At 61.4% G+C, this 15,392-nt stretch carries 11 protein-coding genes and 1 pseudogene; 9 read left to right on the forward strand and 3 right to left on the reverse strand.

Going from position 1 to position 15,392, the window contains the following annotated elements; translation table 11 throughout:
* Window positions 1–379: 379 nt before the first annotated feature.
* Window positions 380–2,161, forward strand: coding sequence for a methyl-accepting chemotaxis protein (locus tag ASG68_RS14180; protein ID WP_062583819.1), 1,782 nt, complete (start codon window positions 380–382; stop codon window positions 2,159–2,161).
* An 85-nt stretch (window positions 2,162–2,246) separates the two neighbouring features.
* Here the strand turns inward: ASG68_RS14180 and ASG68_RS14185 are convergent, their stop codons facing one another.
* A complete protein-coding gene (locus ASG68_RS14185) occupies window positions 2,247–5,480 on the reverse strand; it encodes an efflux RND transporter permease subunit (protein WP_062583820.1) in 3,234 nt (1,077 codons plus the stop codon).
* Between the two features lie 37 nt (window positions 5,481–5,517).
* Entirely contained in the window at window positions 5,518–6,735 is a 1,218-nt protein-coding gene (locus tag ASG68_RS14190) for an efflux RND transporter periplasmic adaptor subunit (protein ID WP_062583821.1), read from the reverse strand.
* 188 nt (window positions 6,736–6,923) lie between these two features.
* Between ASG68_RS14190 and ASG68_RS14195 the strand changes: the two genes are divergently transcribed.
* Window positions 6,924–7,523, forward strand: coding sequence for a TetR/AcrR family transcriptional regulator (locus tag ASG68_RS14195; RefSeq protein ID WP_082478437.1), 600 nt, complete (start codon window positions 6,924–6,926; stop codon window positions 7,521–7,523).
* Window positions 7,524–7,560: 37 nt separating this feature from the next.
* On the opposite strand, the gene hutC is transcribed toward ASG68_RS14195, so the two are convergent.
* The gene (hutC, locus tag ASG68_RS14200) at window positions 7,561–8,328 is read right to left on the reverse strand and encodes a histidine utilization repressor (RefSeq protein WP_062583822.1); all 768 of its coding nucleotides are present in this window, start codon (window positions 8,326–8,328) and stop codon (window positions 7,561–7,563) included.
* 198 nt (window positions 8,329–8,526) lie between these two features.
* On the opposite strand from hutC, the gene ASG68_RS14205 reads away from it, so the two are divergent.
* The 7 genes and pseudogenes from ASG68_RS14205 (at window position 8,527) to ASG68_RS14235 (ending at window position 15,389) form a co-directional block, all read left to right on the forward strand.
* Complete coding sequence (locus ASG68_RS14205; RefSeq protein ID WP_062583823.1) at window positions 8,527–9,366, forward strand: transporter substrate-binding domain-containing protein; 840 nt, start codon at window positions 8,527–8,529, stop codon at window positions 9,364–9,366.
* Between the two features lie 161 nt (window positions 9,367–9,527).
* The gene (locus ASG68_RS14210) at window positions 9,528–10,250 is read left to right on the forward strand and encodes an ABC transporter permease (RefSeq protein WP_062583824.1); all 723 of its coding nucleotides are present in this window, start codon (window positions 9,528–9,530) and stop codon (window positions 10,248–10,250) included.
* Window positions 10,251–10,261: 11 nt separating this feature from the next.
* On the forward strand, window positions 10,262–10,972 hold the full coding sequence (locus ASG68_RS14215; RefSeq protein WP_062583825.1) for an ABC transporter permease: 711 nt from the start codon (window positions 10,262–10,264) through the stop codon (window positions 10,970–10,972).
* A gap of 47 nt (window positions 10,973–11,019) precedes the next feature.
* Entirely contained in the window at window positions 11,020–11,790 is a 771-nt protein-coding gene (locus ASG68_RS14220) for an ABC transporter ATP-binding protein (RefSeq protein WP_062584037.1), read from the forward strand.
* Window positions 11,791–11,792: 2 nt separating this feature from the next.
* A complete protein-coding gene (locus ASG68_RS14225; RefSeq protein WP_062583826.1) occupies window positions 11,793–13,286 on the forward strand; it encodes an HAL/PAL/TAL family ammonia-lyase in 1,494 nt (497 codons plus the stop codon).
* A 20-nt stretch (window positions 13,287–13,306) separates the two neighbouring features.
* Window positions 13,307–14,463: pseudogene (gene solA, locus ASG68_RS14230) on the forward strand (N-methyl-L-tryptophan oxidase).
* Between the two features lie 2 nt (window positions 14,464–14,465).
* Window positions 14,466–15,389, forward strand: a complete 924-nt coding sequence (locus ASG68_RS14235) for an arginase family protein (RefSeq protein WP_062583828.1) — start codon at window positions 14,466–14,468, stop codon at window positions 15,387–15,389.
* Window positions 15,390–15,392 lie beyond the last annotated feature (3 nt).

The raw sequence follows: 15,392 nt of genomic DNA on the forward strand, positions 1-15,392 counted from the left end.
TCGTCAATTCCCTGGTTTCCTTGGTGGTGCGAAGAATTACCATTTCCAAACGATGACTTCTTATAGATGAAAGTATCGTTTCATCTTTAATTCGGAAATTGTCACAAACTTTAATTATTCCTTCAGCTATCATACCAATAGTTGTATGCGTGCAACTGAGTAGTGGCTCAGGCATGACGCAAACGCACAAGCCGAACGATCCGGCATGTTCCCAATTGATATGTAACATTCCCGATGTGGGGGCTTACCGTCGGCGCGTTGCCAGCTTTGCGGCCGCGACGATGACTCCGAGAGTCACAAGCTCAGCAGATGGAATGTTGCATGCGGATGTTTGAGAGCAAACACCGCACAATCGACCAAATGCCCAAGGAGGCGTTGCATGAGCAGGCTGTTTCCAAGTTTCGGTGGCGATACTGCCGCCATCATGGCCGCGATGCACAAGTCGCAGGCGATCATCGAGTTCGATCTTTCCGGCAACATCTTGAATGCCAACGCCAATTTCTGCGCGGCTGTTGGCTATGAGCTGTCCGAGATCAAGGGCAAGCATCACCGGATCTTCGTTGATCCTGTGGAGGCGGCCAGCGCCGAATATAGTGCATTCTGGGCCAGACTGGCGCGGGGCGAGTTCGATCGGCGGCAATACAGGCGCATTACCAAGAGCGGCCGGGAAATCTGGATCGAGGCATCCTACAATCCGGTCTGTCGCAGCGGAAAGCCGTATAAGGTCGTGAAGTTTGCGACGGATATCACCGCGCTGCGCCAGAAGGCGACCGAGGATGCGGGAAAGCTGAGCGCGGTTTCGCGTTCGCAGGCCGTGATCGAATTCACCCCCAACGGCGAGATCATCACCGCCAACGAGAATTTCTGCGGCGCTCTCGGATATAGCCTGTCGGAAATCCAGGGCAGGCATCACCGGATGTTCTGCGACCCCGCCTATGTCCAGACCGAGGAATACCGGAAATTCTGGGAGGGGCTTGCACGCGGCGAGTTCACGGCTAACGAGTTCCTGCGCTTCGGCAAGGGTGGCAAGGAAATCTGGATCCAGGCGGCCTATAACCCGATCGTCGATGACAAGGGCAAGGTGTTCAAGGTCGTCAAGTTCGCGACCGATGTGACCGAGCGCATGGGGGCGGTCGCCGCCCTTGCCGCCGGCCTGAAGGGTCTTTCCGACGGTGACCTGACCCAGCGAATCGACCGCCCCTTCGTTCCGACCATGGAAAAGGTCCGTCAGGATTTCAACGATGCCGTCGCCAAGCTCCGTGCGGCCATGCAGTCGGTCGGCTCCAATGCGCAGGGTATCGCGGCAGGCTCGGGCGAAATTCGATCGGCAGCCGATGACCTCGCGCGGCGCACCGAGCAGCAGGCGGCCTCCGTCGAGGAAACGGCGGCAGCGCTCGAGCAGATCACCATGACCGTCGCCGATTCCAGCCGCAGGGCGGAAGAGGCGGGTGCCCTGGTTACCGCGACCCGCGAAAACGCGCAGAAGTCCGGCGAGGTCGTACGCAATGCGATCACCGCCATGGGGCAGATCGAGCATTCGTCCGGCGAGATTTCCAACATTATCGGCGTCATCGACGAGATTGCCTTCCAGACCAATCTTTTGGCTCTGAACGCAGGCGTCGAGGCTGCTCGTGCGGGTGAGGCCGGCAAGGGTTTCGCCGTCGTCGCCCAGGAAGTGCGCGAACTTGCCCAGCGGTCTGCCAAGGCCGCCAAGGAAATCAAGGCGCTCATCCATGCCTCCGGTGATCAGGTGAAGAACGGCGTCGCCCTCGTCGGTGAAACCGGCAGGGTGCTGCAGGAAATGGTCACGCAGGTGCAGGAAATCAGCACCAATATCATGGCCATCGTTGAAGGTGCCCGCGAACAGGCGACGGGACTGAAGGAGATCAACCATTCGGTCAATGCCATTGACCAGGGCACGCAGCAGAATGCGGCCATGGTCGAGCAATCCACGGCCGCCAGCCACAGTCTGGCGAAGGAAGCTGAAGGTCTGTTCAACCTGCTCAGCCAGTTCCGTGTCGGCCAGGAATCTCGCGGACCGCGCGCTGCCGATACCAGCCATCGGTCTGTCGCCTCTCCCGCGCGCAAGATGGCCGGTCAGGTGGCGCACGCCTTCTCCGGAAACGCAGCGGTGGCGCAGGGCAACTGGGAAGAATTCTGAGCTTCGGATGCTCCGCTGGTAACGAATGAAAAAAGGCGCCGCTTGCCTGCGGCGCCTTTTGTATTTCAAGCCGATCGTTGGCGGCTTATTCGGCTGCTTCCAGCCCTGGCAGCAGCGGTTGCTGCGGGTGGAGTTGCGTCACCGTCGCCGAATCGGTCGGAGCAACGTGGTGACCCGTCTGCTTCAGCGGCCGGTTGCCGGTCAGGGCGCGGACTACCGTATAGAAGACCGGGGTCAGGAACAGACCGAACAAAGTCACGCCGATCATGCCCGAGAACACCGCGACACCCATGGCGTGGCGCATTTCGGCGCCCGCACCGGTGGAGGTGACCAGCGGCACGACACCCATGATGAAGGCCATGGAGGTCATCAGGATCGGACGTAGTCGTAGACGGCTTGCCTTGACGACCGCCTCGAAGGGTGTCGCCCCTTCGAATTCCAGTTCACGGGCAAACTCGACGATCAGGATCGCGTTCTTCGCCGATAGGCCCACCAGCACGATCAAGCCGATCTGGGTGAAGACGTTGTTGTCGCCGGCCGTTAGCCAGACCCCGCCGAGAGCCGCCAAAAGTGCCATCGGAATGATCATGATGATCGACAGGGGCAGCGTCAGGCTTTCATACTGGGCCGCCAGAACGAGGAAGACCAGCAGGATCGACAGCGGGAAGATCAGGATACCGGTATTGCCGGCGATGATCTCCTGATAGGTTAGTTCCGTCCACTCGAAGGTGACGCCTGCCGGCAGGGTTTCCGCTGCGATACGCTCGACGGCAGCGCGTGCCTGGCCGGATGAGTAGCCTGGTGCGGTATTGCCGTTGACATCAGCCGAGAGGAAGCCGTTGTAACGCATGGCGCGTTCCGGACCGGCGGCCGAGTTGACCTTCAGCACCGCCGACAGCGGGATCATTTCGCCGGAATTGGAGCGAACCTCTAGCTTGCCGATGTCTTCGGCCTGCGCGCGGTAATTGGCATCGGCCTGAACACGGACGGAATAGGTTCTTCCGAACTTGTTGAAGTCGTTGACATAGACCGAGCCCAGATAGATCTGCAGCGTGTTGAAGATTTCCGTCAGCGGAACATTCAACTGGCGGGCCTTGGCGCGGTCGACGTCGGCATAAAGCTGCGGAACGTTGACCTGGTAGCTGGAGAACATGCCGACCAGTTCAGGCGTCGTATAGGCCTTGGCCATGAAGCCCTTCACCGCCGCATCAAGCGCCTCGTAGCCAAGCCCGGCCTTGTCTTCCAGCTGCAGCTTGAAGCCGCCGATGGCGCCGAGGCCCTGGACGGGGGGGGGCGGGAAGATGGCGCTGAACGAATCCTGGATGACGCTCAGTTCCTGGTTCAGCCGCCCGGCAATGGCGCCGGCCGAGAGATCAGGCGTGGTGCGTTCCTCAAACGGCTTCAGCGACAGGAAGACGATGCCGGCATTCGACGAGTTGGTGAAGCCGTTGATCGACAGGCCGGGGAAGGCGATGGCGCTTTCGACGCCCGGTACCTTCATGGCAATATCGCTGATACGGCGGATGACGTCTTCGGTGCGGTCCAGCGAAGCGCCGTCCGGCAGCTGGGTAAAGCCGACCAGATACTGCTTGTCCTGCGGCGGCACGAAACCGCCAGGCACGGCCTTGAAGAAGAAGACGGTCGCGCCGACGAGCAGCAGATAGACGCCCATCATTAGGGTCTTGCGCGAGATCACGCCCTTCACGCCGGAGCTATAGGCATTCGAGCCGCGCGAGAAGACCGCGTTGAAGCCCCGGAAGAACCAGCCGAAAAGGAAGTCCATGACACGGGTTAGCCGGTCCTTCGGTGCATCGTGACCCTTCAGGAGCAGGGCGGCCAGTGCCGGAGACAGGGTCAGCGAGTTGAATGCGGAGATGACCGTCGAGATGGCGATCGTCAGCGCGAACTGCTTGTAGAACTGGCCGGTGAGGCCCGAGATGAAGGCCAGCGGTACGAACACGGCGACAAGCACCAGCGCGATCGCGATGATCGGGCCGGAGACTTCCGTCATTGCCCGGTAGGTGGCTTCGCGCGGTGAAAGACCGTTCTCGATATTGCGCTCGACGTTTTCAACGACCACGATCGCATCATCGACGACGATACCGATCGCCAGAACCAGTCCGAAGAGACTGAGCGCGTTGATCGAAAAGCCGAACAGTTGCATCACTGCAAACGTGCCGATGATCGATACGGGAACGGCGATCAGCGGAATGATCGAGGCGCGCCATGTCTGCAGGAAGATGATGACGACGATGACAACCAGCGCGATGGCTTCGAGCAGCGTGTGGATGACGGCTTCGATCGAGGCACGAACGAACTGGGTCGTATCGTAGACGATCTCATAATCGACATCCTGCGGCATCGAGGCCTTCAGTTCCTGCATCGTGGTGCGGACCTGGTCGGCAATCTCAATGGCGTTCGAGCCGGGGGCCTGGAAGACGGGGATCGCGACCGCCTGCTTGTTGTTCAACAGCGAACGCAGCGAATATTCGGCCGAGCCGAGTTCGATGCGGGCGACGTCGCGCAGACGCGTGATGGCGCCGGTCAGGCTCGTCTTGATGATGATCTCGCCGAACTCTTCCTCGCTCTGCAGGCGGCCCTGCGCGTTGACCGATAACTGCAGGTCCACGCCTTCGAGATTGGGCGATGCGCCGATGACGCCGGCCGCAGCCTGCACGTTCTGGGCGCGGATTTCATTGACGACATCGGACGCGGAAAGGCCAAGCTGCGCCATTTTCTGCGGATCGAGCCAGATACGCATCGAATAGTCGCCCGAACCGAACAGCTGAACCTGGCCGACGCCATCGATGCGGGCCAGCCGATCCTTGACGTTGATCAGCGCATAGTTGCGCAGATAGGTCATGTCGTAGCGGCCTTCAGGCGACGTCAGGTGCACGACCATCATCAGGTCGGGCGAGCTCTTGACCGTCGTGACGCCGAGGCGACGCACTTCTTCCGGCAGGCGCGGCTCGGCCTGGCTGATGCGGTTCTGCACGAGCTGCTGAGCCTGATCGGGGTCAGTGCCGAGCTTGAAAGTGACGGTCAGCGTCATCAGGCCGTCGGTGGTCGCCTGGCTGCTCATGTAGAGCATGTCCTCGACCCCGTTGACCGACTCTTCCAGCGGTGTCGCCACGGTCTCGGCGATGACCTTCGGGTTTGCGCCCGGATAGTTGGCGCGCACGACGATCTGCGGCGGCACCACGTCCGGATACTCGGAAATCGGCAGGATCGTCATCGCGATCAGGCCGCCGAGGAAAATGATGAAGGAGAGAACGCCCGCGAAAACCGGGCGATCGATGAAGAACCTGGAGATATTCATGGCGTGATCCGCCCCTATGCTGAATGCGGAAAAAGGATCAGTTGGTCGCGGAGGCCTGCTGCTCTGCAGCCGGCTTCATCGCCACCATCTCGGGGGCGACGAGAGCGCCGGGCCGAATTCGCTGGAGGCCGTTGACGACGATGCGTTCCTCAGCCTTCAGGCCAGCTGTCACCACCCGCAGACCCTCGGAGCGGGCGCCGACGGTGATCTCGCGATATTCGATGGTGTTGTCCGGCTTCACGACCATGACGTATTTCTTGTTCTGGTCGGTTCCGATCGCCCGTTCGTTGATGAGAACGGCGGTCTCGGTCTTCGCCTGGCCCATGTTCAGGCGGGCGAACTGGCCGGGAATGAGGGCGCCGTTGGCATTGTCGAAGACGGCACGGACACGGATCGTTCCGCTCTGCGGATCGACGCTGTTATCGACCAGCTGCAGCTTTCCGCTCACATCCGGCAGGCCGGCGACCGACATGCGGATCGGAACGCGATCGATGAAGTTGCGGGCATTGGCTCCGTCCGGCAGTTCGGCAAGGATGCCGGAGACGATCTGTTCATCGGCCTCGAAGCTGGCGTAGATCGGGCTGAGCGATACCAGTTGCGTCAGGACCGGAGAGGACGGACCGGCGGCGATCAAGTTGCCGGCGGTGATCTCGATCTTGCCGACGCGGCCAGTGATCGGTGCGCGGATTTCGGTATAGCCGAGATTGAGAGCCGCAGTCTGCAAGACGGCGCGGGCGGCTTCGAGATCCGCCTTGGCGCTCGCCTCGGCGTTCATGCGCTGATCGACTTCGCTCTGCGAAACAGCATTGGTGGCGAGAAGCTGTTGGCCGCGCTTCAGCTCGATGCTAGCCAGCGAAACGCGCGCCTGGGCGGCGGTGACATTGGCCTGGGCGCGGGCGACTTCGGCCTGGTACGGCGCTTGGTCGATGGTGACGAGAAGGTCACCCTTTTCAACGATCGCCCCTTCCTGGAAATGCACCGACTGGATGGCACCGGCCGCACGCGAGCGGACTTCGACGCGGTCCACAGCCTCAAGGCGGCCGGAGAATTCGCTCCACTGGGTGACCGGTTTGGCTTCTACGACGGCGACGGAAACCGGAACGGCCACAGGTGCAGCAGCCGTGGTTGCATCCGCCGCGTTGCCCGCGCCGGTCGTGCCCCCTTCAACGTCAAAATAGATCGTCGGTGCAATCGTCGCGACAGCGAGAACGAGGCCGGTGGTGAGAAGCTTGGTTTTGAAAGTTCCGAATGACATGGCGGTTATCCTGAATTTCTAGGCCCTGGACGGGGCCGGTCCGTCGATCTTGCTTGGGAGGAAAGGATCGAACCGGAAGGTTTGCATTGACGTTCAATACCGTTCGGTATAGAAATAGGTTCATTAGCCGATCGTTGTCAATCGAATTATATACCGATCGGTATAAAAAAATTCGGGAGTTAACGTCCATGGGACGGCCTAGAGAGTTCGATGTCGATGAAGCCCTTGAAACGGCCATGGAGCTGTTTTGGCGAAAGGGCTATGAAGGCACGTCTCTGTCCGACCTGACCGAGGGTATGGGGATTACCAAGCCCAGCCTTTATGGCGTGTTCGGCAACAAGGAAGGCCTGTTTCTTCAGGCCTTGGAGCGCTACGAGCGCACCAAGATGAACTTCTTTCACAAGGCGCTGGAACTGCCGAATGCGCGTGATGTGGCGGAGCGCATTCTGCGCGGCTTTGCCGATTCGCAGACGCCGGAGACCGGCCCGAGTGGGTGTCTCGGTATCAATGGGGCGCTTGCCTGTAGCGAGGCAGCGGCGGAAATCCAGAAGTGTCTGATTGAAAACCGTCATCGTGGCGAGCGCGATCTCGGCAAGCGGTTCGAGCGTGCTGCGGAGGAGGGCGATTTGCCGCCCGGGCACGAGCCCTATGATCTGGCACGTTACATCATGACGATTTCTCAAGGAACCGCGATCCAGGCCGCATCCGGCGCCGATCGGGCTGCCCTCTACAAGGTCATCGACATGGCGCTGCAGTTCTGGCCACTGCCGGAAAAGCAGGCAAATTAGGTTCCATATACAACATGGCCAATGTTATGGCCGATACTCACTCTTCCGAAATTTTCCCACTGCGCGATTCGAGCCGGTAGCGGTTGCCCGGATAGACAAGCCGGGCAAACGAGACAACGCGCTTCGACGACCAGGTCCGGCGACGGATCAGCAAACATGGCTCCGTGCGCAGGATGACGAGCAGCTTGCATTCCCAAGGCTGTGGCATGGCCGCCTCGACGATATGTTCGGATCCGCTGAGTGGCGCTTCCGCCGTCAGATAGGCGTTCGGAGTCTGGTTGGTGAAATCCTGGTCGAGATAGCCGGGCGCTGCCTCCGGGTTGACGAAACGGTCCTCGATCTGCACCGGCACGCCGTTTTCACTGTGGACGATCAAGGAATGAAATACGGGCACGCCGATCGGCAGGCCGAGCGCGTCGGCGACGTCCGGAGATGCGGTTTCCTGTCCCAGAACCACCACGGATGCCTGATGCACATGGCCTCGCTCATTGATTTCCTCGGCAATGTTGCGCACCTCGAAAAGCTCAGAAAAGCCCTTGCGCTCGGCAACGAAGGAGCCGACGCCCTGGATGCGGACCAGTTCTCCTTCGCTGGCCAGTTCGCGCAGCGCGCGGTTGGCCGTCATCTTGCTGACGCCAAGTTCCGCGACGAGTTCGTTCTCTGAGGGAACGCGATGTTTCGGGGGCCATTCGCCGCTCTGGATGCGGTCCAGGATCATCTGCTTGACGCCGGCGTAAAGCGGCGCGCCGTCATTGTCGCTATTGTCCCATTTCAGCTGAGCGGTCTGGTCGTTGCTGCGCTTCATCTGCTCATTCCTTGGGCGAAATTAAATTTGCTTTCAAATGCGGCCTCCCTCTTGCATACCATAAAAATTCGCATATGGTACCATATACAACATGGATGTTCAGGGTCATTTTATTGGCCGGCGCATCCATCAAGGTATTTGTAAAGCCGGCGCAGATCGGCGGACGTTGTTGAAGATAAACCTCAGAGGAACCTGAACATGAGCCTGTCGAAATTTCTGATGGCTGGCGCCGTCGCAATCGCAGCCTTCTCCGCATCCGTGGCCCAGGCCAAGGACTGGAAGACCGTTACCATTACGCTGGAAGGCGCCTATGCGCCCTGGAACCTGACCAATCCGGACGGCACGCTCGGCGGCTTCGAGCCGGAGCTTGCCAAATATCTCTGCGATCACATGAAGGTCGAGTGCACGCTGGTCGCCTCCGACTGGGACGGCATGATCCCGGCGCTCAACGCCGGCAAGTTCGACGTGATCATGGACGCGCTTTCGATCACCGAAGAGCGCAAGCAGATCATCGATTTCACCATTCCCTATGCTCACACCCATGCCGCCTTCGCAACGCTGAAGGACAGTCCGCTTGCCAATGCAGCCGGCACCGGTATGGTCGTCAAGCTTGAGCCGGGCGCCACCGGCGTCAAGGAAGTCGAAGCCATGAAGGCCGCGTTTGCCGGCAAGACGATCGGCATTCAGGCTGCCACCGTCTATTCCAAGTTCATCTATGACAACTTCGGCGACGTCGCGACCGTTCGCGAATACAAGACCGGCGCCGAGCGCGACCTCGACCTCGAAAGCGGCCGTATCGACCTCGTTTTCGACGATGCCGTCTACCTGATCTCCGCCTTTGAAAAGGCCAACGGCACGCTGGGCTTCACCGGTCCGGAAATCGGCGGCACGATCTTCGGTTCGGGCGAAGGCCTCGGTATCCGTCAGGCCGACACCGACCTGCGCGACATGTTCAACAAGGCAATCGAAGCCGCTCTTGCAGACGGCACGATCAAGACGCTGTCGATGAAGTGGTTCAAGACCGACGTCACCCCGTAATCGGGGCCTGCCCGCCGCTTGCTATTTTGCCTGCGGCGGGCACACTTGCTGCGGCAGGTCGCCACCGGCAAGATCGGTGCGGCCTTCCAACTCCACCCTGACGATCGGCAAGCCGGCCCAGCCTGGAACGAGGGCGCCGGAAGCAACGGGACGCCTGCGGCATGGCACTTTTCGAAATTCTGGGATTCGGTCCCACCGGCTGGGGCGGGCTGCTCCTTCTCGGGGCGCTGATGACGCTCTGCGTCACTGCTGTCGCACTCGTCATCGGTGCCATCTTTGGCACGCTCGTTGCCTGGGCCAAGCTCTCCGGCAACCGGGTCATGCGGTTCATCGGCGGCACATACACGACGGTCTTCCGGGGCGTGCCGGAGCTGTTGATTATCTATTTCGTCTATTTCGGCGGATCGAGCGCGGTGACCGCGATCGGCAAGGCGATGGGATATGAGGGCTTTCTCGGTCTGCCATCCTTCGCCGCCGGCGCGTTCGCGGTCGGCATAATCTCCGGGGCTTATCAGGCCGAAGTCTACCGCGGCGCCTATCTGGCCATTTCCAAGGGCGAGCTTGAGGCGGCGCAGGCGATTGGCATGAACAGGGGCTTGCGCTTCCGCCGCATCATCGGGCCGCAGGTGTTTCGCTTCGCCATTCCTGGCATCGGCAATGTCTGGCAGTTGAGCCTCAAGGATTCGGCGCTGGTCTCCGTCACCGGGCTTGCCGAGCTGATGCGCACAAGCCAGGTGGCTGCCGGGTCGACCCGCCAGCACTTCCTGTTTTTCATCGTCGGTGGCTGCCTCTACCTGATCCTGACGAGTTTCTCCGACCGCTCCTTCACCAGCGCCGAAAGGCGCGCCAATCGCAGCATGCCCACCAGTCTCGGCCAGGATTAAGGAGACGCGAGATGGATATCGACTTCATGTTCTCCACGATGAAGACGCTCTTGGCCGCGCTGCCGATGACGTTGGTACTGTTCGCGCTCTCGGTCTTCTTCGGTGGCCTGCTGGCGCTGCTGATCGTCTGGATGCGGGTCAGCGGCAACGCGGTCGCGCGCAATTTCGCCAAGGGCTACATCTTCGTTTTTCGCGGTTCGCCGCTGCTGATTCAGATGTTCCTGATCTTCTACGGTCTCGGCCAGTTCGGCTTCATCCGCTACAGTTTCCTCTGGCCGGCGCTGCGCGAACCCTTCGTCTGCGCGGTGCTCTCGCTGGCGCTCTGCACGGCGGGCTATTCCGCTGAAATCTTCCGCTTCGGCCTACGGGCCATTCCGGCCAAGGAGATCGAGGCGGCCCGTTCGATCGGCATGTCCGGCTTCCTGCTGACGCGGCGGATCCTGGCGCCGATAGCCTTCCGCCATGCCCTACCTGCCTATTCGACTGAGGTAGTGATGATGGTAAAATCGACGGCGCTTGCCAGCCTCGTCACCGTCTGGGAAGTCACGGGCGTTGCCCAGCGGCTGATCTCGCAGACCTATCGCACGATGGAAGTCTTCCTGTGCGCGGCCGCGATCTATCTCATCCTCAACTTCCTGATCCTGCAGGCCATGGCTCTGCTGGAATACAAGCTGACCCCGCACCGCCGCGCCGCGCCGCTCTTCCCGGTGCCGCAGCGATGAACACCACGCCACTCGATCACGCGACCCTGAACCAGACTGGAACGACCATGGCAGGCACGACCCGGCTTTCCGTCCGCAATATCCGCAAGAGCTTCGGCACCCACGAAGTGTTGCGCGGCATCTCGCTCGATGCCCGTGATGGTGATGTCATCTCGCTTCTGGGCGCCAGCGGATCGGGTAAATCGACCTTCCTGCGCTGCATCAACCTTCTGGAGATTGCCGATCACGGCGAAATCTTCGTCGATGGCGAACTGATCCAGATGCAGCAGCGTGGCGGCAAGAACGTTCCCGCCAATCGCAAGCAGGTCGATCGCATCCGTTCCGAACTCGGCATGGTGTTCCAGTCGTTCAATCTCTGGTCCCACATGACCATCCTCGAAAACATCATCGAGGGGCCGGTACATGTGCTGAAGCGCCCGCGCGCCGAATGCATCGCCGAGGCCGAGGTACTGCTCCAGAAAGTCGGGATCGCCGAGAAGCGCCATGCCTATCCGGCGCACCTGTCGGGCGGTCAGCAGCAGCGCGCGGCGATTGCCCGCTCGCTGGCGATGAAGCCGAAAGTCATGCTGTTCGACGAACCGACCTCGGCGCTCGATCCGGAACTGGTCGGCGAAGTGTTGCGCGTCATGCGCTCGCTGGCGGAAGAGGGCATGACCATGCTGGTCGTCACCCATGAAATGAGCTTCGCCCGCAATGTCTCCAATCGCGTCATCTTCATGAAGTCCGGCGAGGTCGATAGCGACGGCGCGCCTGATGAACTGTTCGGCTCCGGCGGTTCACCCAGCTTTCGCCAGTTCATCGGCAATTTCGGAGGCTGAACGTGCAGGATATCAGGCTCGAAACCGGGCTCGACTGGCGCGCCGTGGCGGCGGTTGCCGATGGTGCGACGCTCTCTCTTTCGGAGGCAGCGCGCGAACGCGTCTCGACCGCCAGCCGCATCGTATCCGCGATCGTCGAGAGCGGCGTCCGGGCTTACGGCGTCAATACTGGCGTTGGTGCGCTTGCCGATACGGTCGTCGATCGCCCGTCCCAGAGCCGCCTTTCCCGTAATATCATCCTCAGCCATGCCTGCGGCGTCGGCCCGTTGCTGGATGCCCGTGAAGTGCGGGCGATCATCGCCGCCCAGATTGCCAACTTTTCGCATGGTCATTCGGGCGTTCGGCCCGAGATCGTCGAACTGTTGCAGACCTTCCTGCGCGAGGATTGCATTCCCGAAGTCCCGTCCAAAGGTTCGGCCGGTTATCTGTCGCATAACGCCCATATCGCGCTCGTGTTGATCGGTGAGGGCAGGGCCAAGCTGAGGGGCGAGACCGTCAGCGGCGCCGAAGCCTTGAAGGCGCTTGGTGTCGAACCGCTGGTCCTGCAAGCCAAAGAAGGCCTGAGCCTCGTCAACGGCACGGCCTGCTCCATGGGGCTAGGCTCCGTTGCCCTTGCACGCGCCGAACGCCTGCTCGACTGGGCGGATGCGATCGCCGCATTGACGATCGAGGCGCTCGGCGGCCAGATGACGGCCTTTGCCGCAGAGGTGCTCGCCCTTCGCAAGTCGGACGGGATTGAAAAAGTTGGCAAGGTCTTGCGCGATCGCCTGGCCGACAGCGGTCTGATCGATGCTGCCAAGGGTGTCCGTACACAGGACGCCTTGAGCCTTCGTTCGGTACCCCATGCCCATGGCACCGGCTGGGATGTACTTGCCTTTGCAGGCGACGTCGTGAACCAGGAACTGGCGTCGGTCACCGATAACCCGGCCGTATCGGGCACGCCCGAGGCGCCGGTGGTTTCGTCCGAGGCCCATGCCGTGGCGCCGGCACTGGGCCAAGCGCTCGACAGTCTCGCGGTCGCCATCGCGCAGATTTCATTGATGAGCGAGCGCCGTATCGACCGTCTCGTCAACCCGCTGGTGAGCGGTCTTCCGGCCTTTCTCGCGGCTGATCCCGGCGCCGGCTCCGGCTTCATGATCGCGCAATATACTGCGGCGGCGCTGGCTGCGGAAAACCGCCGCCTCGGCGCGCCGGCAAGCCTCGATGGCGGCATCACGTCGGCGCTACAGGAAGATTTTCTCGCGCACCCGACGGCGGCCGCCAACAAGCTCCTGGCTGTCATCGACAATGCCGAACAGATACTCGGCATCGAATTTGCAGCCGCTGCGCAGGCGCATGATTTCAAGACTGAAATTGCGCCGAGGGCCGAAGGCACCGACACGCTCTATCGCCATATCCGCGCGAATATGCCAACCTATGCCGACGACCGGCCGCTTGGCTGGGATCTCGAAAAGGCCCGCGATCTCCTGCGGGCATCTCCGCCGCCCGGCGCCTGAATTCCCGAAAGGACACTGCCATGACCGCCCATTTCGACGTTGCCGTTATCGGCCTCGGTGCCATGGGGAGTGCAGCCGTCGCGCATCTGGCGGCGCGCGGCGTGAAGGTCATCGGCATTGACGCCTATTACCCGGCCCATGCCCTGAGTTCCTCCCATGGTGACAGCCGGCTGATCAGGCTCGGCTATTTCGAGGATCCGTCCTATGTGCCGCTCTTGCAGCGTGCCTATGAGAACTGGCGGACGCTCGAGGCGCGGCTGCGCGAGGATATCCTGACGGTGACCGGCGTTTTGCAGATCGGCAAGCCGGACAGCAAGATCGTCAGCGGCACGCTGAAAAGCTGCGCGCTGCATGATCTGCCGCTGGAAACCCTGTCGCCGGACCAGATGCGCGTCCGGTTTCCGGTGTTTTCGCTCGATGCAGACGAGGTGGCGCTGCTCGATCCACAGGGTGGCTATATCCGCCCGGAAGCGGCGGTCATGGGTCACCTGAAGCTCGCTGCCAGTGATGGTGCAGCCCTGCATTTCGGCGAGAAGGTAACAGCCATCGAGCCCGGCGAAGGCGGTGTCACCATCGTTTCGATTACCGGCCGCTACCATGCAGCCAAGGTGATCGTCGCGACAGGTTCGTGGATCAGCGAACTGGTGCCCGCCCTTCGTGGCCATGCCGTGCCGATCAAGCAGGTCGTTTCCTGGTATCAGCCGACGGATGGGCTCGTCACCCAGCCGCAACGGATGCCGGTATTCATCCGCGACGAAGGTGAGAACGGTTCTTTCTTCGGCTTCCCTTCTATCGGCATCGATGGCGTCAAGGTTGGCCGCCATGCCCATTTCCGCGAGCCGATCGATCCGAACCAGCCCAATCCTGTCGTCAACGAGCGGGACACCGACTGCTAGACAGTTTCATCCAGCGTCGGCTGCCATCGGCTGCCGGGTTGCGGGTACGCTCCACCACCTGCCGCTACACGATGCTGCCGAGCGAGGATTTCCTGATCGACTTCCTGCCAAGCGACAATCGTATCGTCGTTGCGTCGCCCTGTTCCGGGCACGGCTTCAAGTTCACCAGCGTCGTCGGTGAGATCCTTGCCGACTTGGCGCTCGACGGCGGTACGGATCTGCCGATCGGTGCCTTTTCGTTTGCCGCGATGGACCGGTTCCTCGCAGCACGGGCGGCCTGACCATGACCTATCGTCTCGTCCCGGCTCCTGAAACCTTTCTCGGCATTCCGGCATCAACGCGAGCAACTGCGGGCTCCGTTTCGATTTTTGGGGCCGTCCATGGAACGCGCTATCCCGGCGCATTGACCGAGACGGCCGAACCCGCGGCGCCGGATGCCGTCCGTCAGGCCATCACTGCCGCGTCTGTTCACATCGACCATTGGGATTTCGATTTCGACGGCCCCTTGCTGAACGATGGGGCCTTGAACGTCATTGATCTTGGCGATGTCGCGACGACCCCGGATGACAATGTCGGCAATCGGGCTGCCATCGAAGCCGCGACACGCGAAATCCGTGCTGCCGGGGCCATTCCCATCCTGATCGGCGGCGACGATTCCGCTGCCATTCCCTTCATGCGTGGGCTTGGTGATGTCGATGCCCTGCATATCCTGCAGATCGACGCCCATATCGACTGGCGCGACCGGATCGGCGATGAGACGCAGGGCTATTCCAGCACCATGCGGCGGGCATCCGAACTGCCCTTCGTCCGCTCGATGACACAGGTCGGCATTCGCGCCGTGGGCAGCGCCCGCCGGGAAGAAGTCGAGGCGGCCAAGGCGTGGGGTTCGCGGCTGGTGACCATGCGGCAGGTCAGGGCCAATGGTGTCGCCGAGACCGCCAATGCCATCCCGCGCGATCGAGCACTGCTGATCCATATCGATATCGACGCACTCGATCCCTCGATCTGCCCCGGCATCAACGCCTTGTCGCCGGGCGGCCTGTGGCTGGAGGAGGTGACCGGCCTCATCGCTTCAGCCTTGGCCGGGAGGACGCTCGCGGGCTTTTCGATCGTCGAGTACCAACCGGCAAATGATGTTAACGGCATGACGGCGACCGTCGTGGGCCGCCTGATTTGCCATGTGCTTGGCCATCTGGCCCGCAAGTAGAGG

This window comes from Rhizobium sp. Leaf453, from assembly GCF_001425605.1.
GTDB lineage: Bacteria > Pseudomonadota > Alphaproteobacteria > Rhizobiales > Rhizobiaceae > Pararhizobium.

Bases quoted from the DNA above. Each gene is read 5' to 3' on its own strand.
- ASG68_RS14180 (WP_062583819.1), top strand. From the start codon at position 380: ATGAGCAGGCTGTTTCCAAGTTTCGGTGGCGATACTGCCGCCATCATG.
- ASG68_RS14185 (WP_062583820.1), bottom strand. From the start codon at position 5,480: ATGAATATCTCCAGGTTCTTCATCGATCGCCCGGTTTTCGCGGGCGTT.
- ASG68_RS14190 (WP_062583821.1), bottom strand. From the start codon at position 6,735: ATGTCATTCGGAACTTTCAAAACCAAGCTTCTCACCACCGGCCTCGTT.
- ASG68_RS14195 (WP_082478437.1), top strand. From the start codon at position 6,924: ATGGGACGGCCTAGAGAGTTCGATGTCGATGAAGCCCTTGAAACGGCC.
- hutC (WP_062583822.1), bottom strand. From the start codon at position 8,328: ATGAAGCGCAGCAACGACCAGACCGCTCAGCTGAAATGGGACAATAGC.
- ASG68_RS14205 (WP_062583823.1), top strand. From the start codon at position 8,527: ATGAGCCTGTCGAAATTTCTGATGGCTGGCGCCGTCGCAATCGCAGCC.
- ASG68_RS14210 (WP_062583824.1), top strand. From the start codon at position 9,528: ATGGCACTTTTCGAAATTCTGGGATTCGGTCCCACCGGCTGGGGCGGG.
- ASG68_RS14215 (WP_062583825.1), top strand. From the start codon at position 10,262: ATGGATATCGACTTCATGTTCTCCACGATGAAGACGCTCTTGGCCGCG.
- ASG68_RS14220 (WP_062584037.1), top strand. From the start codon at position 11,020: ATGGCAGGCACGACCCGGCTTTCCGTCCGCAATATCCGCAAGAGCTTC.
- ASG68_RS14235 (WP_062583828.1), top strand. From the start codon at position 14,466: ATGACCTATCGTCTCGTCCCGGCTCCTGAAACCTTTCTCGGCATTCCG.